General features: G+C 67.2%; 20 protein-coding genes. 14 read left to right on the top strand and 6 right to left on the bottom strand.

All coding sequences use genetic code 11. The features are described from left to right. The first annotated feature begins 110 nt into the window (after positions 1-110). The 6 genes from RhoFasB10_RS20995 (at position 111) to ligA (ending at position 7,461) form a co-directional block, all read left to right on the top strand. Positions 111-953, top strand: coding sequence for a GNAT family N-acyltransferase (locus tag RhoFasB10_RS20995; RefSeq protein ID WP_167678377.1), 843 nt, complete (start codon positions 111-113; stop codon positions 951-953). Continuing rightward, positions 950-1,867: a lysophospholipid acyltransferase family protein gene (locus tag RhoFasB10_RS20990; RefSeq protein ID WP_167678375.1), complete on the top strand. Its 918-nt coding sequence runs from the start codon at positions 950-952 to the stop codon at positions 1,865-1,867. The genes RhoFasB10_RS20995 and RhoFasB10_RS20990 overlap by 4 nt, the downstream gene beginning before the upstream one ends. Positions 1,868-1,928: 61 nt before the next feature. Then, positions 1,929-3,167, top strand: a complete 1,239-nt coding sequence (locus RhoFasB10_RS20985; protein ID WP_068428402.1) for a cysteine desulfurase family protein — start codon at positions 1,929-1,931, stop codon at positions 3,165-3,167. Beyond that, a complete protein-coding gene (mnmA, locus tag RhoFasB10_RS20980; RefSeq protein WP_114332641.1) occupies positions 3,167-4,258 on the top strand; it encodes a tRNA 2-thiouridine(34) synthase MnmA in 1,092 nt (363 codons plus the stop codon). Before RhoFasB10_RS20985 ends, mnmA begins: the two co-directional genes overlap by 1 nt. Further along, a complete protein-coding gene (locus RhoFasB10_RS20975) occupies positions 4,255-5,274 on the top strand; it encodes a methionine synthase (protein ID WP_167678373.1) in 1,020 nt (339 codons plus the stop codon). Before mnmA ends, RhoFasB10_RS20975 begins: the two co-directional genes overlap by 4 nt. Positions 5,275-5,325: 51 nt before the next feature. After that, entirely contained in the window at positions 5,326-7,461 is a 2,136-nt protein-coding gene (gene ligA, locus RhoFasB10_RS20970; protein ID WP_167678371.1) for an NAD-dependent DNA ligase LigA, read from the top strand. Between the two features lie 4 nt (positions 7,462-7,465). On the opposite strand, the gene RhoFasB10_RS20965 is transcribed toward ligA, so the two are convergent. Together RhoFasB10_RS20965 and RhoFasB10_RS20960 are read right to left on the bottom strand one after the other, a co-directional pair. Next, complete coding sequence (locus RhoFasB10_RS20965; protein ID WP_068428409.1) at positions 7,466-8,116, bottom strand: ACT domain-containing protein; 651 nt, start codon at positions 8,114-8,116, stop codon at positions 7,466-7,468. Positions 8,117-8,167: 51 nt separating this feature from the next. Further along, the gene (locus RhoFasB10_RS20960) at positions 8,168-8,311 is read right to left on the bottom strand and encodes a hypothetical protein (RefSeq protein ID WP_167678369.1); all 144 of its coding nucleotides are present in this window, start codon (positions 8,309-8,311) and stop codon (positions 8,168-8,170) included. 88 nt (positions 8,312-8,399) lie between these two features. On the opposite strand from RhoFasB10_RS20960, the gene gatC reads away from it, so the two are divergent. From gatC to RhoFasB10_RS20945, 3 genes are read left to right on the top strand one after another with little or no spacing between them, the layout of a single operon-like run. After that, positions 8,400-8,699: an Asp-tRNA(Asn)/Glu-tRNA(Gln) amidotransferase subunit GatC gene (gatC, locus tag RhoFasB10_RS20955; RefSeq protein WP_167678367.1), complete on the top strand. Its 300-nt coding sequence runs from the start codon at positions 8,400-8,402 to the stop codon at positions 8,697-8,699. After that, positions 8,696-10,168, top strand: a complete 1,473-nt coding sequence (gene gatA / locus RhoFasB10_RS20950; RefSeq protein WP_068428415.1) for an Asp-tRNA(Asn)/Glu-tRNA(Gln) amidotransferase subunit GatA — start codon at positions 8,696-8,698, stop codon at positions 10,166-10,168. Before gatC ends, gatA begins: the two co-directional genes overlap by 4 nt. Positions 10,169-10,184: 16 nt before the next feature. Beyond that, entirely contained in the window at positions 10,185-11,198 is a 1,014-nt protein-coding gene (locus RhoFasB10_RS20945; RefSeq protein ID WP_068428417.1) for an alpha/beta hydrolase-fold protein, read from the top strand. Here RhoFasB10_RS20945 and RhoFasB10_RS20940 read toward each other — a convergent pair. Together RhoFasB10_RS20940 and RhoFasB10_RS20935 are read right to left on the bottom strand one after the other, a co-directional pair. Beyond that, a complete protein-coding gene (locus RhoFasB10_RS20940; protein ID WP_084423860.1) occupies positions 11,195-12,553 on the bottom strand; it encodes an alpha/beta-hydrolase family protein in 1,359 nt (452 codons plus the stop codon). The genes RhoFasB10_RS20945 and RhoFasB10_RS20940 overlap by 4 nt on opposite strands. Next, positions 12,550-13,173, bottom strand: a complete 624-nt coding sequence (locus RhoFasB10_RS20935) for a hypothetical protein (RefSeq protein ID WP_068428425.1) — start codon at positions 13,171-13,173, stop codon at positions 12,550-12,552. The genes RhoFasB10_RS20940 and RhoFasB10_RS20935 overlap by 4 nt, the downstream gene beginning before the upstream one ends. Positions 13,174-13,358: 185 nt before the next feature. Between RhoFasB10_RS20935 and RhoFasB10_RS20930 the strand changes: the two genes are divergently transcribed. The 4 genes from RhoFasB10_RS20930 (at position 13,359) to gatB (ending at position 17,934) form a co-directional block, all read left to right on the top strand. Continuing rightward, positions 13,359-14,552, top strand: coding sequence for a histidine kinase (locus RhoFasB10_RS20930; protein WP_167678366.1), 1,194 nt, complete (start codon positions 13,359-13,361; stop codon positions 14,550-14,552). A 10-nt stretch (positions 14,553-14,562) separates the two neighbouring features. Then, positions 14,563-15,225, top strand: a complete 663-nt coding sequence (locus RhoFasB10_RS20925) for a response regulator transcription factor (protein WP_167678364.1) — start codon at positions 14,563-14,565, stop codon at positions 15,223-15,225. A gap of 59 nt (positions 15,226-15,284) precedes the next feature. After that, the gene (locus RhoFasB10_RS20920) at positions 15,285-16,316 is read left to right on the top strand and encodes an ATP-dependent 6-phosphofructokinase (protein ID WP_068429134.1); all 1,032 of its coding nucleotides are present in this window, start codon (positions 15,285-15,287) and stop codon (positions 16,314-16,316) included. Positions 16,317-16,428: 112 nt separating this feature from the next. Continuing rightward, on the top strand, positions 16,429-17,934 hold the full coding sequence (gene gatB / locus RhoFasB10_RS20915; RefSeq protein ID WP_167678362.1) for an Asp-tRNA(Asn)/Glu-tRNA(Gln) amidotransferase subunit GatB: 1,506 nt from the start codon (positions 16,429-16,431) through the stop codon (positions 17,932-17,934). Positions 17,935-17,936: 2 nt separating this feature from the next. Here the strand turns inward: gatB and RhoFasB10_RS20910 are convergent, their stop codons facing one another. After that, positions 17,937-19,076 (bottom strand): PQQ-dependent sugar dehydrogenase, encoded by a 1,140-nt coding sequence (locus tag RhoFasB10_RS20910; protein ID WP_068428432.1) that lies wholly within the window; start codon positions 19,074-19,076, stop codon positions 17,937-17,939. Positions 19,077-19,190: 114 nt separating this feature from the next. On the opposite strand from RhoFasB10_RS20910, the gene RhoFasB10_RS20905 reads away from it, so the two are divergent. Next, positions 19,191-20,096, top strand: coding sequence for a DoxX family protein (locus tag RhoFasB10_RS20905; RefSeq protein ID WP_068428434.1), 906 nt, complete (start codon positions 19,191-19,193; stop codon positions 20,094-20,096). A gap of 52 nt (positions 20,097-20,148) precedes the next feature. Here the strand turns inward: RhoFasB10_RS20905 and ilvD are convergent, their stop codons facing one another. Next, positions 20,149-21,990 (bottom strand): dihydroxy-acid dehydratase, encoded by a 1,842-nt coding sequence (gene ilvD / locus RhoFasB10_RS20900; RefSeq protein ID WP_167678360.1) that lies wholly within the window; start codon positions 21,988-21,990, stop codon positions 20,149-20,151. Between the last annotated feature and the right edge of the window lie 51 nt (positions 21,991-22,041).

The following is a 22,041-nucleotide window of genomic DNA, read 5'->3' as shown; positions in this document are numbered from 1 at the left end:
CCCACTGGGTGCGGGGGCCGAACTGTGTGATACAGCCGTTCACACAACGTGTTCGGACACGTAACCCAGGTGATGCGCGGACGGTGCTGAAGCTCGTTAGACACAGCATCATGACCACTTCAGTCATGACCTCGGCCGCAGCGGAGCTCGCGACCACCGCTCCCGCCGCGCCTGCCACCGACAGGTACTCGCTGGTCCTCTCCACGGACCGCTACCACCGGGAAGCCGCACAGCGGCTTCGCTACGACGTGTTCGCCTCCGAACCGGGGTTCGAGATCCCCGCCGACACGAACGGCCTCGACGCCGACCGATTCGACGACTTCTGCGACCATCTTCTCGTCCGTGACAACCTGACCGACGATTTCGTCGGCTGCTACCGCATGCTTCCGCCCGACGCCGCCGCTCGCGCGGGCGGCTACTACAGCGCAACGGAATTCGATCTGTCCGCACTCGATCCAGCGTCGTCCCGGGTCGTCGAGATGGGCCGGGCCGTCGTCCGTCCCGAGCATCGTTCCGGCTCGGTTCTCGGACTCATGTGGTCGGGAATCCTGCACTACCTCGAAGTGACCGGCCTCGAATGGGTGATGGGCTGCGTGTCCGTGCCGATACAGGCCACGCCGGACGACGAACCCGGCGTCAACGTACGCGGCGTGCGCGATCTTCTCCTGACCAAGCACGCCTCGCCGGCCGACCGGCGGGCGATCCCACACAACCCCGTCGTCGTCGACGGCCGTACGCTCGACGACCTTGTTCCCCCGGCCCGACCGTCCGTGCCGCCGCTGCTGCGCGGGTACCTGCGCTTGAACGCGACGATCTGTGGCGAGCCCGCTCACGACCCGGACTTCGGTGTCGCCGACTTCGTCGCGCTGCTCGGACTCCGCGAAGCCAACACGCGATACCTCGACCGACTCAGAAGCGCCGCCGCGACCTACGACTCGCAGGCCGGCCGATGACATGCCGAGACGTCGCGGCGACCTCGGCCCCGCCCGAGATCGATCACGCGTGGATGCCGTCGAGCCCGTGCGGCGACAGCTGCATCGGACGTGACACGTCGGCGGTCCGGACCGTCGTTGTCGTTCTGCGAACGCTCCTCGCCGTCACGGCGCTGATGCTTCTGCCGATCCTGATTCTCGTCGGGGTGGCGTCTCCGCACGCGCGGCGGAGTGTGACGCGCTTCGGGGCCAGGATGCTGCTGTTCGCGATCGGGATCGGCCTGCGCGTCGACGACCAGCGGTCGGTGCGGGAGAAGTCCAGGACCGAGGGCGGCGCGCTCGTCGTGGCCGGCCACGTCTCGTGGACCGACGTCATCGTGCTCACCGCGCTGCGACCTGCGACGTTCGTCGCCCGCGGCGATCTGATCGACTGGCCGGTTCTCGGAGTTCTCGCCCGCGCGATGAAGGTTTTGCCGATCCACCGACGCAGCCTGCGCGCACTGCCCGGCACCGTGGAACAGGTCGCGGACCGGCTGCGCGGGGGCGGCACGGTCGTCGCATTCCCCGAAGCGACGACGTGGTGTGGCCGTGCCTACGGGTCGTTCCGCCCGGCGATGTTCCAGGCCGCCGTGGACACCGAGACATGGGTTCAACCGGTCCGACTGCGCTATGTCGACGCTTCCGGTGAGCAGACGACGTCGACGTGCTTCGTCGGCGACGAGACGATCGGACAATCGATCTCCAGGATCTTCCGCCTGAAAGGGATTGTCGCCGAAGTCGGACTCGCGGCGCCGGAACCGCCGGGAAACGATCGTCGAGACCTCGCGCGGCGGTGCGAGGCATCGGTGCGATCCGGCGATGCGCTGAGCGCCGACCTGCACGGTGTGATCGCCGGGAACGTCGTACTTCATTCGGCGATGCAGCAGGGCGCCTGACCCTCGGCGGAATCTCGCGCGTTCTTCCGGCTCACGCCGAGCGGCTATCCTGAACAGCGTTATGCCTTCTGCCCGCAGTTCGGCTGCTACCACTGCCTCGAGCGCACCCGTCTACCTCGATCATGCTGCGACGACGCCCATGTCGTCCGCCGCGATCGAGGCGATGACGGCCGTGTTCGCCACCGTCGGCAACGCGTCGTCGCTGCACGGATCGGGGCGCGCAGCCCGCAGGCGCGTCGAGGAAGCGCGCGAGTCCATTGCGGAGAATCTCGGCGCACGGCCGTCCGAGGTGATCTTCACCTCAGGCGGAACCGAGAGCGACAACCTCGCGGTCAAGGGCATCTTCGCGGCCAGGCGCGACGCCGAACCGTCGCGCACCCGGATCGTCGCGAGCTCGGTGGAACACCACGCGGTTCTCGACGCGGTGGAGTGGCTCGCCGCGCATGAGGGTGCCGACGTCACGTGGCTGCCGGTCGACGCGTCCGGACGCGTCCAGCCGGACACTCTGCGCGCCGAGCTCGCGCTGCGCGGTGACGAGATCGCGCTGATCACCGTCATGTGGGCCAACAACGAGGTCGGCACCATCATGCCGATCGCGGAGCTCGCTGCCGTCGCGCAGGAGTACGGCATCCCGATGCACAGCGACGCCATCCAGGCCGTGCCCCACCTTCCCGTCGACTTCGCCGCCAGCGGACTGTCGGCACTCAGCATCGCGGCACACAAATTCGGTGGACCGCAGGGCGTCGGCGCGTTGTTGCTCGGCCGCAGCGTTCCGTGTGTGCCGCTGCTCCACGGTGGCGGGCACGAGCGGGACGTACGGTCCGGGACGCACGACACCGCGTCCGTCGTCGCCATGGCGGCAGCGCTGAAGGACACCGTCGACACCCGTTCCGCGCGCCACCGAGAGCTGACGCGGCTGCGCGAGAAGATGATCGCCGGAGTTCGGGCCATCGATCCCGGCGTGATCGTCAACGGTGCGCAGGGCGACGGCGGTCTCGACAGCATCGCGCACTTCACGTTCCCCGGATGCGAGGGTGATTCCCTGCTCATGCTGCTCGACGCGGCCGGGATAGAATGTTCGACCGGATCGGCATGTACCGCGGGCGTCGCTCGCGCGAGTCATGTGCTGATCGCCATGGGCGCCGACCCGGTGACCGCGCGCGGATCCTTGCGTTTCTCGCTCGGGGCCGGATCGTCGGACGACGACGTGGATCGACTTCTGGCTGCGTTGCCACAGGTGACAGAACGTGCCCGCGCTGCGGGACTGGCGAGCGTAGGAGCTCGGGGAGGACAACGCTGATGCGTGTTTTGGCTGCGATGAGCGGCGGAGTGGACTCGGCTGTCGCGGCGGCCCGGGCAGTGGACGAAGGGCACGACGTCGTCGGCGTGCACCTCGCTCTGTCGAGTGACCCCGGAACGCTCCGGACCGGTTCGAGGGGCTGCTGCTCCAAGGAGGACGCGGGAGACGCCCGACGTGCCGCCGACGTCCTCGGCATCCCGTTCTACGTCTGGGACTTCGCCGACCGGTTCAAGGAAGACGTCATCGACGACTTCGTCGAGTCCTACGCGGCGGGGGAGACCCCGAACCCGTGCCTGCGGTGCAACGAGAAGATCAAGTTCTCGGCGCTCGCCGACCGTGCGCTGGCGTTGGGCTTCGATGCCGTTGCCACGGGCCACTACGCCCAGCTGCACGACGGTGTGCTGCGCCGCGCGGTCGACGCCGACAAGGACCAGTCCTACGTACTCGCGGTGCTGAACAAGGCCCAGCTCTCGCGTGCGATGTTCCCGATCGGTGACACGCCGAAGTCCGAGATCCGTGCCGAAGCCGCCGAACGGGGACTCGCCGTCGCCGACAAGCCGGACAGTCACGACATCTGCTTCATCCCGTCCGGTGACACACGTGCATTCCTCGGCGCGAAGATCGGCATCCGGCCGGGCAAGGTCGTCGACGCGGACACCGGTGCCGAACTGGCCGACCACGACGGAGTCCACGGATTCACGATCGGCCAGCGCAAGGGCCTCGGCGTGCAGGGTCCTGCCGCCGACGGCAAACCCCGCTACGTGACGGCCATCGAACCCGACAGCGGCAACGTCATCGTCGGGTCGGCAACGCGTCTCGACGTCTGGGGCATCACCGGCGAGCGTGCCATCTGGACCGACGGCGTCGCGCCGACCGGACCGATCGAGTGCGTCGTTCAGGTGCGCGCGCACGGAGGAACCACCGAAGCGGTCGCCGAGGCGACGTCCGACGGCGGTATGGACATCCAACTCCGCAGTGCGCTCACCGGTGTCGCGAAGGGACAGGCGGCCGTACTGTATCGGCGAGATGTGTTGGGCGACATCGTCATCGGTAGCGCCACCATCGCGGGCACCCGTTCCGAGAGCGAGTGAGCAGCAGCGTTTTCGCCGGACTCGCGACCGGAATCGGCTCGTGGCCCGGCACCGACGTGCGTGAGGCGGCGGGCATCGTGCTTGGTGAATTGCCCGCCCTGCCCCATGTCGTCGAACTGCCCGCCCGTGGGCTCGGCGCCGACCTGATCGGTCGTACCGGGGCGTTGATGGTCGACGTCGAACTCGATGTGCGCACGTCCGGATATCGCATCGCGCAGCGGGCGACTCGGGCAGGGCGCCACGCCGAGGACCTGTTGAGTCGCGATCTCGACATACTCGAAGAGTTGTGGGAGACAGGCGGTTTCGCGGCGTCTCTGTCGGTGCTGAAGGCGCAGGTCGCCGGACCGTTCACGATGGCGGCCGAGGTCGAACTTCGGAACGCGCATCGCGTGCTCACCGATCGGGGAGCCGTCCGGCACGTTGCGGAATCGCTGGCCGAGGGCATCCGTGAGCACGTCGCCGAACTGCGTCGGCGGCTCGGCGTCGACGTCGTCGTTCAGCTCGACGAGCCGAGTTTGCCTGCGGTGCTTCGCGGTTCGCTACCGGGTGTGAGCCGACTCGATCCCGTGCCGGCATTTCCCGAACCCGACGCGCTGGAGCTGCTCGATTCCGTTCTCGATTCGATCGGAGTACCCGCGATGGTGCACTGCTGCGCCACGGGTGTGCCCATCGATCTGATCCGTCGCAGCGCCGCGGACGCCGTCGCGCTCGATGCGTCGCTGCTGCGTTCTTCCGACCTGGACGCGGTCGGCGAGCTTCTGCAGGCAGGGAAAACGCTCGTCCTCGGCGTCGTCCCCGGTACGACGCCGGAACGTACGCCGACCTGGCGAGAGGCGGCGGCACCTGCGGTGACGCTCGTCGATCGGCTGGGATTCCCGAGGTCGACGCTGGCCTCTCAGGTGTCGGTCACGCCCGCGTGCGGGTTGGCCTCGGCGACCCCCGAATGGGCGCGCACCGCGCTCACGTTGGTCGAGAACGTCGCCGATGCGTTCGGTGACGCGCCGGACTCGCTGTAGGAGGTTCGTTCGGCGAGGTTTGGTGTCGGTGTATTCCGATAATCTTCGGGAGTGGACGAATCGACTGACGTACCTGCTTCGACCGACACCGCTGACGCCGTGGCTGCCGGCACACCGGCATCCAGCGAAGATCGGGAGCAGTGGCAGAAGTTGGCCGAGGAAGTGCGTGGCCACCAGTTCCGCTACTACGTGCGCGACTCGCCGATCATCTCCGACGGCGAATTCGACGCTCTGCTGCGCGATCTGAACGCGCTGGAGGAAGCACATCCCGAGCTCCGTACCGCCGACTCGCCGACGCAGCTGGTCGGGGGCGGGTTCGCCACCGAGTTCACCGCCGTCGACCATCTCGAACGAATGTTGAGCTTGGACAACGTGTTCGACTACGACGAGCTTCGTGCCTGGGCCAAACGCGTCGAGTCGGAAACCGGATCCGGTCTGCACTACCTGTGCGAGGTCAAGATCGACGGTGTAGCGCTCAACCTGGTCTACGAGAACGGCACACTCGTCCGCGGTGCCACGCGTGGCGACGGCCGCACCGGCGAGGACGTCACGTTGAACGCGCGGACCATCGACGACATCCCCGAGACGTTGACCGAGAGTCCCGATCATCCCATTCCGGCCTTGTTGGAAGTGCGCGGCGAGGTGTTCTTCCGGTTGGAGGACTTCCAGGCGCTCAACGCCGCGCTCGTCGAGGAGGGCAAAGCGCCGTTCGCGAATCCCCGGAACTCGGCAGCAGGGTCGCTGAGGCAGAAGAATCCCGCGGTCACCGCGCGTCGTCGACTCGGCATGATCTGCCACGGTTTCGGCCGAATGGAAGGGTTTTCGCCCGACTCGCAGCTGCACGCCTACGAAGCGTTGAAGGCGTGGGGTCTGCCCGTGTCGACCCACACCAGCCAGGTGGAGGGCATCGACGCCGTCGTCGAGAAGGTCGAGTACTGGGACACCCATCGCCACGACGTCGAACACGAGATCGACGGGCTCGTCGTCAAAGTCGACGAGATGGCTCTGCACCGCAGGCTCGGTACCACCTCGCGCGCGCCGCGCTGGGCCATCGCCTACAAGTATCCGCCCGAGGAAGTCACCACCAAGCTCCTCGACATCAGGGTCAATGTCGGCCGTACGGGCCGTGTCACTCCGTTCGCGTACATGGAACCGGTGCTCGTGGCCGGTTCGACGGTGTCGTTGGCAACGCTGCACAACGGGTCCGAAGTCAAACGCAAGGGCGTGCTGATCGGCGACACCGTCACCATCCGCAAGGCGGGCGAGGTCATTCCCGAGGTTCTGGGGCCGGTCGTCGACGCACGCACAGGTGACGAGACCGAGTTCGTCATGCCCACCGAGTGCCCCGAGTGCGGCACCACGCTGGCTCCCGCGAAGGAGGGCGACGCCGACCTTCGCTGCCCCAACTCCCAGTTCTGCCCTGGTCAGCGTCGTGAACGCCTGTTCTTCGTCGCCGAGCGAGGCCGGTTCGACATCGAAGGTCTCGGTTACGAGGCGGCGACGGATCTGTTGAAAGCCGAAGTGGTGCTCGACGAGGGCGACATCTTCTCGCTCACGGAGGACGACCTGTTGAAGACGTCGATCTTCCGGACCAAGGGCGGCGCGCTGTCCGCGAACGGCCGACGGTTGCTCGACAATCTCGACAAGGCCAAGGACCGGCCGCTGTGGCGGGTTCTCGTCAGCCTGTCCATCCGCCATGTCGGACCGTCCGCCGGTCGTGCGCTCGCCACCGAGTTCGGCAGCCTCGAACGCATCGAGAACGCGTCGGAAGAAGAGCTGGCTGCGGTCGACGGCGTCGGCCCCACCATGGCCAAGGCCGTGGCCGAATGGTTCACCGTGCCGTGGCACCGAACCATCGTCGAGAAGTGGCGCGCCGCGGGCGTCCGGATGGAGGACGAGCGCGACGACTCGATCGTTCGGAACCTCGAAGGCATGTCGATCGTCGTCACGGGTTCGCTCGAGAACTACTCGCGTGACCAGGCGAAGGAGGCGATCCTCGCACGTGGCGGCAAGGCGGCCGGATCGGTGTCGAAGAAGACGGCGTTCGTCGTCGTCGGCGAATCGCCGGGAAGCAAGCACGACAAGGCCGTCGAACTCGGGGTTCCCGTGCTCGACGAAGCAGGCTTCACGCTGCTGCTGACCGAGGGTCCGGACGCTGTCCGGCCTGCCGACCCAGTCGACGAGTAACGCTTCAGCCCAGGACGGTGGCGACGATTCCGGCGAGGTAGCCGAGTCGCGCCACCTCCGACGGCCTGAAGTCGGGGCCGCCCGGACGTCCCAGCACGAGGACGGTCCCCGTCGACCCGAGCGGCGCTGCAGCGATCTTGGTGTCCATGTCGCGCCAGGCTTGCGGCACCCACTCGGCATCGCCGTCCAGCGCGGCCGGGTGCTGCAGTGGCATCCACGGCATCTCCGTGGCGTGGGTTTCCGGGGCGCCGGAACTACCGACGACCCGGTACGTGCCGCGTTCGCCCGTGGCCACGACGATGCTGAACCCGACCCGCAGGACGCGTGGCGCACCGTCGACGAGTACCTGTAGTCGGTCGTCGGTGGCCGCGGCGACGCTGTCGATCAGTTCGAGTTCGCGATGTGTGTCCAGCACGCCCGTGTACGGCCGGATCGAGTCGACCCGTACGTGATTCAGGTTCTCCGCCGCGGTGATGAGCGTGTCGGGAAGGGATCCGGGCGCGACGTCGACGACCAGGTCGTCCACCGCGTACCCGTCGCCGCGTTCGATGACGTCGAGAGACAGAATGTCCGCTCCGACGGAACCGAGTGCGACGGCGAGTGCACCGAGGCTGCCGGGACGGTCGGGAAGCTGGACGCGGAGCAGGTAGGACATGACGCTCCCTTTCGGTGACTCTCTTCGAACACGGACGATCCGTAGAGAACTCTAGGCATCCCTCACGCCGCACGTCGGGTCCGCGCCGCGCGCCGTCGACGCTTTCTCGGTCGTGCCCGGGTCGACCAGCGCGAAGGTGGCGGTGATCTTGACGACACCATGGGCGTGTCCGGCCGTCGACAGCGGAAGGTCCACGGGCTGCGGCCGTCGCCGGACCTATAAGCTTGCACACGTCATGTGCCCGTGCGGCGCATCTTCGATTGTTGTGAAAGGGGTCCACGCGGTGCCTGATATCTCCCGCGACGAGGTAGCTCACCTCGCCCGGCTGTCTCGGCTGGCGCTGAGCGAAGTCGAACTGGACGAGTTCGCAGGTCAGCTGGATTCGATTCTGCACCACGTGAAGACGGTCGCGGAAGTCGCCGCGGACGACGTGCCGCCGACGGCCAACCCCAGCGCCATCACCAATGTGACGCGCCCCGACGTCATCGTGCCCGGCCTGACGCCTCAGCAGGCGCTGGCCGAGGCGCCGAACGCGGAGGAAGACCGTTTCGCAGTGCCGCAGATCCTGGGAGAGAGCGAATGACCGACCTGACCGCACTCGACGCGTCCGAACTCGCGACGCGCATTCACTCCCGTGAGGTGTCGGCCGTCGAGGTCACGCAGGCTCACCTCGACCGTATCGAGCAGGTCGACGGCGACTTGGGCGCATTCCTTCACGTCTCCGGTGCCGGTGCACTCGTCTCCGCGAAGGAGGTCGACGCCTCGCTCGCCGCCGGCGACGCGCCCGCGTCGGCTCTGGCCGGCGTTCCGCTGGCGCTGAAGGACGTGTTCACCACGACGGACATGCCGACGACGTGCGCGTCGAAGATCCTCGAAGGATGGATCTCGCCGTACGACGCGACGGTCACGGCGAAGCTGCGTGGCGCGGGTATCCCGCTGCTCGGCAAGACGAACATGGACGAATTCGCGATGGGCTCGTCGACCGAGAACTCCGCATACGGTCCGACGAAGAACCCCTGGGACACCACCCGCATCCCCGGCGGATCGGGCGGCGGAAGTGCGGCGGCCCTGGCGTCGTACCAGGCGCCTCTGGCGATCGGCACGGACACCGGCGGCTCGATCCGTCAGCCTGCCGCGTTGACCGGAACCGTCGGCACCAAGCCGACCTACGGCACGGTGTCTCGATACGGACTCATCGCGTGCGCGTCGTCGCTGGATCAGGGTGGCCCGTGTGGCCGTACCGTTCTCGACACGGCATTGCTGCACGAGGTCATCGCCGGACACGACCCGCGCGACTCCACGTCGGTCGACACCCCGGTGGCGTCGGTCGTCGCCGCTGCACGCGACGGTGCCAAGGGCGACCTGAAGGGCGTCAAGGTCGGCGTCGTCAAGGAATTGCACTCCGACAGTTACCAGTCGGGTGTCATCTCGTCCTTCGATGCCGCGGTCGCCACGCTGACCTCCCTCGGTGCCGAGGTCGTCGAGGTGTCGTGCCCCAACTTCGTGCACGCGCTCGCCGCGTACTACCTGATCCTCCCGTCGGAGGTGTCGTCCAATCTCGCCCGTTTCGACGGAATGCGTTACGGCTCCCGCGCAGGCGACGACGGTACGCACAGCGCCGAGCAGGTCATGGCGATCACGCGCGCCGAAGGATTCGGTGCAGAAGTCAAGCGCCGCATCATGATCGGCACCTATGCGTTGTCGGCCGGATACTACGACGAGTACTACGGCCAGGCGCTGAAGGTGCGCACGCTCATCGCCCGGGACTTCGACAGGGCCTACGAGCAGGTCGACGTGCTGGTCTCTCCGACGACGCCGACGACGGCATTCCCGCTGGGGGAGAAGGTCGACGACCCGATCGCGATGTACCTGAACGACCTGTGCACGCTGCCGACCAACCTCGCAGGCCACTGCGCGATGTCGGTTCCGTCCGGACTCGCGTCCGAGGACGGTCTGCCCGTCGGTCTGCAGATCATGGCACCCGCGTTCGCCGACGACCGCCTCTACCGCATCGGTGCGGCGTACGAGGCAGCACGCGGCGCTCTGAAGTGACACCGAGTTGATCGGGATGATGCACGACGTCGCGCTGGACGTCGTGCACGTCCGGATCGACTCGATCGTCCTTCCCGCCCTCGCGCTGGCGGTGGCGTTCCTTCTCGGCTGGATTCTGTTGCGCCGCCGAGTCCTCGGGGTTCTGACCGTGCTCACCGTGGTCGGTGCCCTCGTCGCGGTGACGAACACGCAGGTCTGGAAGGTGCCGACTCTCGCTGCGGCGATGGGGCATCCGCCCGTCGGCACCGTCACCAGCGTCGACATCCCGGGAACGGTGTCGGGATTCGAGGCCAGACCCGCGTCGGTCTACACCCCGCCGTTCTACCGCGCGGACGCTCACGGCGACAACCCGGTGCTGGTGCTGCTCACCGGCCAGCCGGGTCACGTCGTCGACTGGATCGAGGGTGGCCATCTCGCGCGGACGATGGATACGTTCGCAGCGAACCACGACGGCCATGCACCCATCGTCGTCGTCGCCGATGCGCTGGGCGACGCCGACGCCAACCCCATGTGCATCGACTCCGATCTGGGCAACGTCTCGACGTATCTCGCCGTCGACGTTCCGACGTGGGTTCAGCAGAACATGCACGGCTCCACCGATCCACGAGAGTGGGCGATCGGCGGATACTCGTACGGCGGAACGTGTTCGGTGCAGACCGCGCTGCGTGTGCCGGACGTGTACCCGACGTTCCTCGACATTTCGGGTGAGGACGAGCCGCGACGCGGCACACGGGACGAGTCGATCACCGCGGCCTTCGGTGACGACAGCGACGAATCGGTGGCGAAGTTCGACGCCGTCGCACCTCTGACGTTGCTCGAGCAGAACGACTATCCGGACACAGCGGGTGCTTTCGTCGTCGGAGACGCCGACGAGGAGTTTCGGCCGCAGACGCGTCGCCTGTTCGACGCGGCCGTCGCCGACGGCATGGACGTGCGGTACGCAGAACTACCCGGTGGCCACTCGATGGACGTGTGGGCGCCCGCGCTCGAGATCGAAATGGATTGGCTGGCACATCGATTGGGTCTCTAGCATTCGCGAATGCTCGTGCCCTGGTCGGTGCCGTACCGATGTCCGTGACCCGCGGGCGCGTTCAGTGCGGACAGCAGGTCGACGGTCGTCTGCAGGTACGAGACCACCGGAATCCATGCGGGGACGGGTGCGTCCACGCGGGCGTCGGTCAGGTCGGGACGCTCGTGAATCAGATCGGCCGACCACCAGACGACCGGATCGGAACTGTTGGCGAGTACGACGCCTCCGCCTGCGGTCACCTCACCACTGGGAGGTCCCGCCCATACCGTGCTGCACACGAAACTCGAATCACGGTGCACCGCAGCGCTTCCGGCGACCGATCCGAGGCTCTGTCCGTAGACGTGGAGCTCGGGACGCGACAGCGGATCGTACGTTCGCAGTCTGTCTCGCACTGCGTTCAACAGTGCGGTCGTCGCGTCGACGGCTGCGTCCTCGGCGAAAAGAAATGTCGCCCAACTGGGTTGGTCGGAGTACTGCAGAGCCACCGTCGCGACGTCGTCGGCGAATCGCTCCTCGATGCCGCTGACGGCGTTCTCGTCGACCCATCCCGATCCGGTCGGAACAGCGATGACGATGTGCTCCTTGCCGAATCCCCCTGCACGACCCAGCTCGTCGACGGCGAGCAGTGCTCGTTCGTCGACGGTCGCGGCGGATCTCAGTCCGACGTACGTCCGGATTGCCGAACCGTCGGCCCCGGCAGCGACGAACCTGCGGCCCTCGCGACCCAAGTCGTCCCACCGGATCTGCGACGCTGTGTTCGGAGCGGTGAGATCGGTGTCGACGACGGCGTCGGCAAGCGTGTAGCGAGTGGAGAACGCGTGCCGAGCCCACGGAACCGCGAACACGGAGCCGACGACGACCACGACGAGCGCAGCGACCGTGACTCGCGCCGTGCCGACAGCTCGCACGCCGCGTGCCGATCCGACTCCGGCGACGATCAGCATCGCCGATATCGACACCGAACCGCACAGTACTTCGACCCAGTGCATCGCGCCGGTGGGCGGCTGACCCATCGCGTCACGCAGTCGGTTCTGCCAGTGAGCGGCGGCGACGACTGCTCCGGCCACGGCGACGATGCCGACCGAGGCTGCGACGCGTCGCGCGGTCGGCTGCGGGCCCCTGCAGTGCAGTCGCGTCGTGATCCGGTGGAGGACGGCGGACAGCAGCAGGGCCGTGGCTGCGAACAGCGCTGTCACGACCGCCTGGACTTCGGGTGCGCGAGGAAGCAGCGACGGGGCCAGCGATGCCACGGTCGCCGCCGACAGCAGAACCGAAGTCGTGACGCGGGGAACGGCGGGTGGGCGTCGGGGAGTGTCGATCGGGTGAGTCGCCGGGATGACGAGGGTCGCGGTCATGCGTGTGCCTTCGCTCGGCGTGCGACAACGGCGGCCGCGGTGGACGCTGCAGCAGCACCGGCGGCGACGAGCGTGCCGGCGAGAAGGAACGGCAGAGCAGGTTCGGGGCCTGGGTTGCCGTACCCCTGGCGCCACGAGTTGAAATCGACTGCGGCAGAGGCGACGTCGCTCATCAGGTAGCAGACCGAACGGGAACCGATTCCGTCACGAACACGGCAGGAATCGTGCAGGGAAGTCCGAAGCGATGCGTCGAGGTCCTCGCGAAGTCGCGTTGCCGCCGGATCGCCTGTCGCAGCACCGTATCGGATGAGGTCGTACCCGAGATCGTGTGCCTTGCAGGCGGTGTCGAACTCCCGTGGAAGGGGAATCGGTGACGAGCACTCGCCCGTCGGGTTCACGAGCACACCGTTCTCGACGGCGGGCTCGTAGAACATCGTCCGAAAACCCGTGGGCACCCGGCCGGCCGCGAGAACGGCGTCATTCGCGGTCAAGGCGTCGATGGCGACGGACACCGCCGAGGTGTGCGCGTCCGAGGCGGCGGCGGTGGGGAGTCCGATGCTTGCTCCGAGACCCACCGTGGTCAGAAGTGCTCCGATGGCGATCTTCGCTCTCGCTGTCATGACCCGAGACGCTAGGAACGCTCCACGCTGCAGGTCATCGCACCGAGGTCGCGATCTCGCGTCACACCTCCGGACCGACAGCCGGTCCTTCTGATACCGCGGTACGGGTCCTGATCTCACCCCGAGGTATGACGACTTTCGTCGCGTCGGTTCCTAGAGTTCACGGGGTGAGCAAAGGTAATTCGATGGGAAGCCCCGTGAACACGACCGTGGCAGGTGTGCGACGGCTCGTCGCGGGTCGAGTCGTCGATGTCGTGATCGTTCTCGTCACGGCGATTCTGTACGCGGTGGCATGGCCGACGCTGCAGTTGACGCATGACGTGTCGCCGCCCCTCATGCCGATCGTCGCTGCGCTGGCGGTCTTCCCGTTTCTGCTCGTGCGCGCCAATCCGGCCCTGGGATGGGCGATCTCGGCGGCCTCCGCGTTGGTCGTGCCCGTCGCGTTCGACAACGTTCCGGGCTACGACTATCCGTGGCAGGTCACCCACATCATGGTGATGTTGGTGCTGGTGTTCGCAGTGAGTCTGCGGTGTGCGATGCCGATCGTCGGCGTCGCCTGGGGGGCGACGGTACTGCTGTTCCTGTCGTTCATACCCGGCGACGACGGCATCGGCTGGGCCGTCGGGTTCACGGCTGTCGTCGTGTTCGGACTGCTCGTGCGATGGCTCGTGCTGTCGCGTCGTCAACTGGCTCGCCAGGAGGAGGTGAGCGAACTCGAACGGGCGCGGCGCGCCATCCTCGAGGAGAAGGCGAAGATCGCGCGAGATCTGCACGACGTCGTCGCCCATCACATGTCTCTCGTGGTGGTGCAGGCGCAGAGCGCTCCGTATCGACTCGACGATGTATCGCCATCGGCTGCAGCGGAATTCGAGTCCATCGGCGCCACCGCGCGCGAGGCGCTCAACGAGATCCGCGGCATGCTCGGGGTTCTGCGCAGCGACGGTCACGTCGTCGACGACGCCCCGCAGCCCAGCGCGTCGGACGTCGACGCGCTTCTGGTGAGCGCGCAACGAGCCGGTGTTCGACTCACGTGGACGTCGACGGGACAACCGTCGCTCGTATCGGCCGGTACGGGTCTCGCGCTGTATCGCATTCTGCAGGAATCGCTGTCCAACGCCGCTCGCCACGCCCCCGACAGCGATGTGCGTGTGCGTCTCGACTACGGATCGGATCTGGTGTTCCTGGAAGTGATCAACGGGCCGTCACCCGCGGGCGTCGTCGCCGTCGAGAACTCCGGAGGCCATGGCGTGCAGGGTATGAGAGACCGAGCCCGCGGTGCAGCGGGGTGGCTCGACACACGTCCGCTGTCCGACGGCGGCTTCGAAGTCGTCGCCCGACTACCCGTCGACGCGATTCCGGTGGCGGCCCCGTCGGCATAGGGTGTCACCCGTGGCAATCACGGTATTCATCGCCGACGATCAGGCAATGGTTCGACAGGGATTCGGTGCATTGCTGGCCGCTCAGGCCGACATCTCCGTCATCGGGGACGCCGACAACGGAGCGAGTGCCGTCACCGAAGTGACGCGGCTGCTCCCCGACGTCGTACTGATGGACGTGCGCATGCCGCAGATGAACGGTCTCGATGCCGCGCGCGCCATTCTCGGTGCGGGACTGCCACATCCGGTACGCATTTTGATGCTCACGACGTTCGACATCGACGACTACGTCTACGAAGCGCTCACCGTCGGCGCCAGCGGCTTCATGCTCAAGGATGCGCCCGCCGAGGAACTGATCCGCGGCGTACGCGTCGTCGCCGCGGGGGAGGCATTGCTCGCGCCGTCGGTTACTCGTCGCCTCATCGCCGACGTGACGTCCAGGCGCGGAACACCCCGGGTGGAACCGTCGTCGCTGCGGGTTCTGACGCCGCGCGAACGCGAGGTGCTCGAGTTGATCGCCAAGGGGATGTCGAACACGGAGATCGCGCAGTCGTTGTTCGTCGCCGAGCAGACCGTCAAGACACACGTCGGCAAGGTGCTCGGCAAACTCGGTCTGCGGGACCGGGCGCAAGCAGTCGTGCTGGCATACGAGAGTGGCGTCGTCACTCCAGGCTGACCATCCGACCGTCACGAATTACGGTAGGAGGTATGGCCACGACGAAAGGCGAGAATTCGATGCGCATCGGTGTTCTGACCGGCGGCGGTGACTGCCCGGGACTCAACGCAGTGATCAGGGCGGTGGTTCGCACCGCGGATGCGCGCTACGGATCGACCGTCGTCGGATTTCTCGACGGATGGCGAGGGTTGCTGGAGGACCGGCGGATTCAGCTCCGCAACGACGACCGCAACGATCGGCTGCTGACCAAGGGCGGCACGATCCTCGGGACAGCACGGACCAACCCCGATGTGTTGCGCGCCGGGCTCGACCGGATCAAGCAGACGCTCGAGGACAACGGCATCGACGTGCTCATCCCGATCGGTGGTGAGGGAACTCTCACGGCCGCGAACTGGCTGTCGGAGGAAGGCGTTCCCGTCGTCGGCGTGCCGAAGACGATCGACAACGACATCGACTGCACCGACGTCACATTCGGCTTCGACACCGCGCTCACCATCGCCACCGACGCGATCGACCGGCTGCACAGCACCGCGGAGTCGCATCAGCGCGTCATGCTCGTCGAGGTCATGGGACGGCACGCGGGATGGATTGCCCTGCACGCCGGTCTGGCGTCCGGATCGCACATGACGTTGATCCCGGAGCAGCCGTTCGACGTCGACGAGGTCTGTGATCTCGTGCGCAAGAGGTTCCAGCGCGGCGACTCGCACTTCATCTGCGTCGTCGCCGAGGGGGCGAAGCCGAAGGAGGGGTCGATGTCGCTTCTCGACGGCGGTATCGACGAATTCGGACACGTGCGATTCACCGGCGTCGCGCATCAACTCGGCCAGGAAATCGAGCGGCGGATCAACAAGGAAGTACGCACGACGGTGCTCGGGCACGTGCAGCGCGGCGGGACGCCGACGCCGTACGACCGCGTGCTCGCGACGCGTTTCGGTGTCAACGCCGCCGACGCCGCCCACGCCGGGGACTTCGGAAAGATGGTCTCGCTGCGCGGGGTCGACATCGGGCTGGTCTCGCTCGACGAGGCCGTCAAGCAACTCAAGCGGGTGCCGGAAAGCCGGTACGTCGACGCGGCGGCGTTCTTCGGGTAGGCGCCTTCGGCGCCCGTGAGTACTGATGTATAGAGGGCTATGCATTAGTACTCACGGGTGCCGGAGGCGCCTCGTTACTGACGCGTTCGCACCAGCGCATAAACTGACGTGCATGACTGCTGCCACGGTCGATCTCATCGACTACGACGACGTGCTGACCCGATTCGACCCCGTTCTGGGTATGGAGGTCCACGTCGAGCTGGGCACAGCGACCAAGATGTTCTGCGGCTGCCCGACTGCGTTCGGTGCCGAGCCCAACACGCAGGTCTGCCCGGTGTGCCTGAGCCTCCCCGGCGCCCTTCCGGTGGTCAACTCCGCCGCCGTGGAATCGGCCATCCGCATCGGCCTTGCACTGAACTGTTCCATCACCCCGTGGGGACGTTTCGCTCGGAAGAACTACTTCTACCCGGATCAGCCGAAGAACTATCAGATCTCGCAGTACGACGAGCCGATCGCCACCGAGGGCTACCTCGACGTCGTCCTCGACGACGGCAGCACCTTTCGCGTCGAGATCGAGCGGGCGCACATGGAGGAAGACACCGGCAAGTCGACGCACGTCGGCGGCGCGACCGGGCGCATCGAGGGAGCGAGCCACTCGCTGCTCGACTACAACCGCGCGGGCGTTCCGCTCGTCGAGATCGTCACCAAGCCGATCACCGGTACCGGGGAGCGCGCTCCCGAGGTGGCACGCGCCTACGTCACCGCCCTGCGTGACCTGCTGAAGGCCCTCGACGTGTCCGACGTCCGCATGGATCAGGGCTCGCTGCGTTGCGACGCCAACGTGTCGCTCATGGAGAAGACGGCCACCGAATTCGGTACGCGTACCGAGACGAAGAACGTCAACTCGCTCAAGAGCGTCGAGGTCGCCGTTCGCTACGAGATGCGCAGGCAGGCAGCCGTGCTGCAGTTCGGCGGCGAGGTCGTGCAGGAAACCCGTCACTTCCAGGAGTCCGACGGCACCACGTCGCCCGGACGCAAGAAGGAGACGGCCGAAGACTACCGCTACTTTCCCGAGCCCGACCTCGCGCCCGTCGCACCGGACGCAGCCTGGATCGAAGAGCTCCGCGGCACGCTGCCCGAGCTTCCGTGGCTGCGCCGCGCCCGCATCCAGGCTGACTGGGGCGTCTCCGACGAGGAGATGCGTGACCTCGTGAACTCCGGAGCTCTCGACCTCGTCGCGGCGACCGTCGACGCGGGTGCACCCGCGCAGGCCGCGCGGTCGTGGTGGGTGTCCTATCTGGCTCAGCAGGCGAACGTCAAGGGCGTCGAGCTCACCGAGCTGGCCATCACGCCGGCTCAGGTCGCAGCCGTCGTCGCGCTGGTCGCCGACGGCAAGGTCAACAACAACGGTGCTCGTCAGATCGTCGACGGTGTCCTCGCCGGGGAGGGTGAACCTGCCGACGTCATGGCTGCTCGTGGTCTCGTCGTCGAGAAGGACGACACCAAGTTGCAGGCAGCCGTCGACGAGGCTCTCGCCGCGAATCCCGGTATCGCAGACAAGATCCGCAGCGGCAAGGTTCAGGCGGCGGGTGCCATCGTCGGTGCCGTCATGAAGGCGACACGTGGCCAGGCCGACGCAGCACGAGTCAAGGAACTCGTGCTCGCCGCCTGCAGCTAGCTCTAGTCGAATCCGCCTCCGCCTGCGGGGACCGGAATCTTGACGACGCGATCGTCGTTGGGGCCGGGCGCGTCACCGTTCTTGTTGACGGTCCCGGCCCAGATCGTGCCGTCGCCGGAGATCGCGGCGCCGTTGAGTTGGCCGTAACGGTCCTGCGCGACGAGGGACGGCGCGGCGGTCACGGCTCCGGTGTTCTCGTCGGTTGCGAGCACGGCGACGGCCTTGCCCGTCGTCAGCGCGATGGCCACCGTGCCGGGGCCGGCCGCGCAGCCGGCGACACCGGGACGGTCCGGCCAGGTCCAGACCGGTGAGACGACCGTGCCGAGTTGGTCGATGCGCTGCAGCCGATCCTCGACGGCCGTCCGGTCGGTGACCCAGATGCTGCCGGTCTGATCGGTGCAGACGTCGCCTGCGGTCCCGATACCGCTCAGTGCGACGGCCGGGGCAGGCGGGTTCGCGGACGGCGTCAACGAGTCGACGCGCAGCAACTTGCCGGAAAGTGACGCCGGATCCGTTGCGGCAGCAGGGTTTCCGGCATCGCCCGTCAGTACCAGCATCTGACTGGGGCTGGAGAATTCGATCGCACCTCGGTTGCTCACCTGGCCGCGCGGGATGCCCGTCAGTACTGGCTTCGGGGTGTCTCCGGCTGCGATACGGACGACACGGTTGTCCGAGCCCGTCGTGATGTAGGCGTAGATGAGTCCGTCCTCGGCGTAGCTCGGGGACAACGCCAGATCGAGCAGACCGCCGTCGCCGGACGCGTCGACGTCGACGCGCGCTACTTCCGTCGGCTGCTGCCCCTGGGCGACCTGCACTATCCGCCCGGTACGCCGCTCGCCGATCAACGCCGAGGCACCACCGGGGAGCATGACGAGACCACCGGTGGTGTCGAGACACGTCGCGATCACGTTCGGGTCCGGGTCGACACACGGACCGGGAGGCGGGCCGGGAGCGGCGGAGGTGGACGTCGGAGGCGCGTCGGGGTCGACGGGGTCGATCTCGGCTGCGCCGAAGGACGGCTCGGGGCTGAACGGGGTGGATGCGGAGTCGTCGAAGCGTGCACATCCCGCCGCCATGATCGCGGTGACGGCCAGGACTGCGGAGGCGGTAGCTCTTCGTGACGACGCACGCACCAACTTCATGTACGCAAACGTTACGGAAACCTCGGCGCACTTCGCCAGGCGGTCCGGATCCGTGAGCGCCGCGCCCGACTCAATGTAGGTGCATCGGCGCCTCACCGCTCTAGTGTTGGAGACGTGACCGACAAGCCCCGTGACTCCGACAAGCCCGACTCCGGCTACGAGCCTGCGTCGAGCCCGTACGACCAGCCCACCGAACAGATTCAGCAGCCACCGAAGGCGCGCCCGGCCTCGGGTGACTCGAACAAGTTGCCACGTACCGACGACGACTTGGACTTCGGAAGCAGCACGGCGTCGTACCCGACCGAGCAGCTACCCGCGTTCCGCCCGTCGAAATACGAGGAGCCGACGCCGTCGGACACCGGATCGTCGTACTCGGACAAGCCGACGGAGGTGTTCGATCGCTCCCAGACGAGTGCGCCGGTCTCACCGGCACCGTCCGTGTCCCCAGCCGCTTCCGCGCCGGAACCCGTCGTGCGTACCGAGACGGTGCAGATCCCGGCCAAGCGCGGCACGCTGGATCTCGGATTGCTGCTGCTGCGTCTGGCAGTGGGTGGCATCTTCCTCGTGCACGGCCTTCAGAAGCTGGTCGGCTTGTGGAACGGCCCGGGTCTCGACGGCTTCCGCGGACTGCTCGAGGACACCGGCTACGAGCAGGCCAACATCCTCGCGATCGCGGGCGCGGTCGGTGAGACCGCGGGCGGTGCGCTGCTGATACTCGGACTGGCGACGCCGTTCGCGGGTGCCGCGGTTCTCGGCGTCATGATCAACGCGTGGTGCTTCAAACAGGCCGCCGACCCGGGTCTGCAGTTCTTCGCGCCGAACGGCGTCGAATACGAGAGCCTCCTGGGTGTTGCAGCCGCCGCGATCATCCTGACCGGCCCGGGCAAGATCGCGCTCGACGGCCGCAGGGGATGGGCGACGCGTCCGCGCTTCGGTTCGTTCCTCGCGCTGCTGCTCGGCATCGCCGGCGGCGTGTGCATCTGGATCTTCCTGAACGGTGCGAACCCGATAGCGGCGTAGCCGCATGTGAGTGGGAATGCGTACTGGAGTACGCATTCCCACTCACGGGGGCCTAGGGCACGTACCGCACTGCGCCCTTGTCGGCCGACGTCGCGAGAGCTGCGTACGCGCGCAGGGCCGTGGTGATCGTGCGCTGCCGATCCACGGGCTGCCACGGACGCTCCGACGCTTCCATCTTGGCCCGTCGCGTCGCGAGGACGTCGTCGTCGACGAGGATCTCGAGCGTGCGCGAGCCGACGTCGATGCGCACCTGGTCGCCGTTCTCCACCAGACCGATGACGCCGCCCGACGCGGCCTCCGGGGAGATGTGGCCGATGGACAGGCCGGACGTGCCACCGGAGAAGCGGCCGTCGGTGATCAGCGCGCACTCCTTCCCGAGACCGGCACCCTTGAGGAACGCCGTCGGGTGCAGCATCTCCTGCATGCCCGGGCCGCCCTTGGGGCCCTCGTAGCGCACGACGAGCACGTCGCCCGGCTTGATCTTCTTCTGCAGGATCGCCGACACGGCTTCTTCCTGCGACTCCACGACGAGCGCCGGGCCCTGGAACGAGAACAGTTCCTCGTCGATGCCCGCCGTCTTCAGAATGGCGCCGTCGACCGCGATGTTGCCGCGCAGCACGACAAGACCACCCTCGACGGTGTACGCATGCTCCTTGTCGCGAATGCACCCGCCTGCGGCGTCGGTGTCGAGCGACGACCACCGGTTGTCCGTCGAGAACGGTTCGGTGGTGCGCACTCCACCGGGAGCAGCATGGAACAGCTCGAGGGCCTCGTCGGAAGCCTTGCCGGAGCGGATGTCCCACGTGTCGAGCCACTCGTCGAAGCTCTTCGTGTGCACCGTCGAGACGTCGGTCTCGAGCAGGCCTGCGCGACGCAGTTCGCCCAGCAGCGCCGGGATTCCACCTGCGCGGTGCACGTCTTCCATGTGGTAGTCGGAGTTCGGCGACACCTTGGACAGGCAGGGGACCTTGCGGCTGATGGCGTCGATGGTCTCCAGATCGAAGTCGACCTCGCCCTCCTGGGCTGCGGCGAGCGTGTGCAGCACGGTGTTGGTCGAGCCGCCCATCGCGACGTCGAGTGCCATCGCGTTGCGGAACGCGGCGGGGGTGGCGATGCTGCGCGGCAGCACGGAGTGGTCGTCCTCGCGGTAGTACTTGAGCGCGGCTTCGACGACGACGGTGCCCGCCTGCTCGAAGAGTGCGCGACGCGCACTGTGCGTCGCGAGTGTGGATCCGTTGCCCGGCAGAGCAAGACCGAGGGCCTCGGTGAGGCAGTTCATCGAGTTGGCGGTGAACATGCCCGAGCACGAACCACACGTGGGGCAGGCGCTGCGCTCGACCTCGTCGAGTCCTTCCTCGGACACGGACTCGTTGGCGCTCGCCGAGATCGCGGTGATGAGGTCGGTCGGTGCCTGCGCGACGCCACCGACGACGACGGCCTTGCCCGCTTCCATCGGACCGCCCGAGACGAAGACCGTCGGGATGTTCAGACGCATCGCGGCATTGAGCATGCCGGGAGTGATCTTGTCGCAGTTGGAGATACAGACCAGCGCGTCGGCGGTGTGCGCGTTGGCCATGTATTCGACCGAGTCCGCGATGATTTCACGGCTCGGCAGGGAATAGAGCATGCCGCCGTGGCCCATTGCGATGCCGTCGTCGACAGCGATCGTGTGGAACTCACGTGGAACGCCACCGGCAGCGCGGACGGCGTCGGCGACGATTTCGCCTACGTTCTTCAAATGCACGTGGCCGGGCACGAATTGGGTGTACGAGTTGGCGATCGCGACGATCGGCCTACCGAAATCCGAGTCCGTCATTCCGGTGGCGCGCCAGAGCGAGCGTGCGCCCGCGGCGTTGCGTCCGACAGTGGTAACCCGTGACCGTAGCGGCGGCATGCTTCGATTCCTCAATCTGTGGAGCGAATACTTTTCAGCGGATATCGCTCC

The sequence above is a fragment of the Rhodococcus sp. B10 genome (assembly GCF_011770055.1).
GTDB lineage: Bacteria > Actinomycetota > Actinomycetes > Mycobacteriales > Mycobacteriaceae > Rhodococcoides > Rhodococcoides kyotonensis_B.
The sequence above is the reverse complement of the archived record's forward strand: the minus strand, read 5'-3'. Positions and strand labels throughout refer to the sequence as shown.

What these genes read in the sequence shown, in the direction of transcription:
- RhoFasB10_RS20990 (WP_167678375.1), top strand. Translation starts at nt 950, where the DNA reads ATGACATGCCGAGACGTCGCGGCGACCTCGGCCCCGCCCGAGATCGAT.
- RhoFasB10_RS20935 (WP_068428425.1), bottom strand. Translation starts at nt 13,173, where the DNA reads ATGACAGCGAGAGCGAAGATCGCCATCGGAGCACTTCTGACCACGGTG.
- RhoFasB10_RS20965 (WP_068428409.1), bottom strand. Translation starts at nt 8,116, where the DNA reads ATGTCCTACCTGCTCCGCGTCCAGCTTCCCGACCGTCCCGGCAGCCTC.
- RhoFasB10_RS20995 (WP_167678377.1), top strand. Translation starts at nt 111, where the DNA reads ATGACCACTTCAGTCATGACCTCGGCCGCAGCGGAGCTCGCGACCACC.
- RhoFasB10_RS20910 (WP_068428432.1), bottom strand. Translation starts at nt 19,076, where the DNA reads ATGAAGTTGGTGCGTGCGTCGTCACGAAGAGCTACCGCCTCCGCAGTC.
- gatA (WP_068428415.1), top strand. Translation starts at nt 8,696, where the DNA reads ATGACCGACCTGACCGCACTCGACGCGTCCGAACTCGCGACGCGCATT.
- gatB (WP_167678362.1), top strand. Translation starts at nt 16,429, where the DNA reads ATGACTGCTGCCACGGTCGATCTCATCGACTACGACGACGTGCTGACC.
- RhoFasB10_RS20985 (WP_068428402.1), top strand. Translation starts at nt 1,929, where the DNA reads ATGCCTTCTGCCCGCAGTTCGGCTGCTACCACTGCCTCGAGCGCACCC.
- ilvD (WP_167678360.1), bottom strand. Translation starts at nt 21,990, where the DNA reads ATGCCGCCGCTACGGTCACGGGTTACCACTGTCGGACGCAACGCCGCG.
- mnmA (WP_114332641.1), top strand. Translation starts at nt 3,167, where the DNA reads ATGCGTGTTTTGGCTGCGATGAGCGGCGGAGTGGACTCGGCTGTCGCG.
- RhoFasB10_RS20940 (WP_084423860.1), bottom strand. Translation starts at nt 12,553, where the DNA reads ATGACCGCGACCCTCGTCATCCCGGCGACTCACCCGATCGACACTCCC.
- RhoFasB10_RS20920 (WP_068429134.1), top strand. Translation starts at nt 15,285, where the DNA reads ATGCGCATCGGTGTTCTGACCGGCGGCGGTGACTGCCCGGGACTCAAC.
- RhoFasB10_RS20930 (WP_167678366.1), top strand. Translation starts at nt 13,359, where the DNA reads ATGGGAAGCCCCGTGAACACGACCGTGGCAGGTGTGCGACGGCTCGTC.
- RhoFasB10_RS20945 (WP_068428417.1), top strand. Translation starts at nt 10,185, where the DNA reads ATGATGCACGACGTCGCGCTGGACGTCGTGCACGTCCGGATCGACTCG.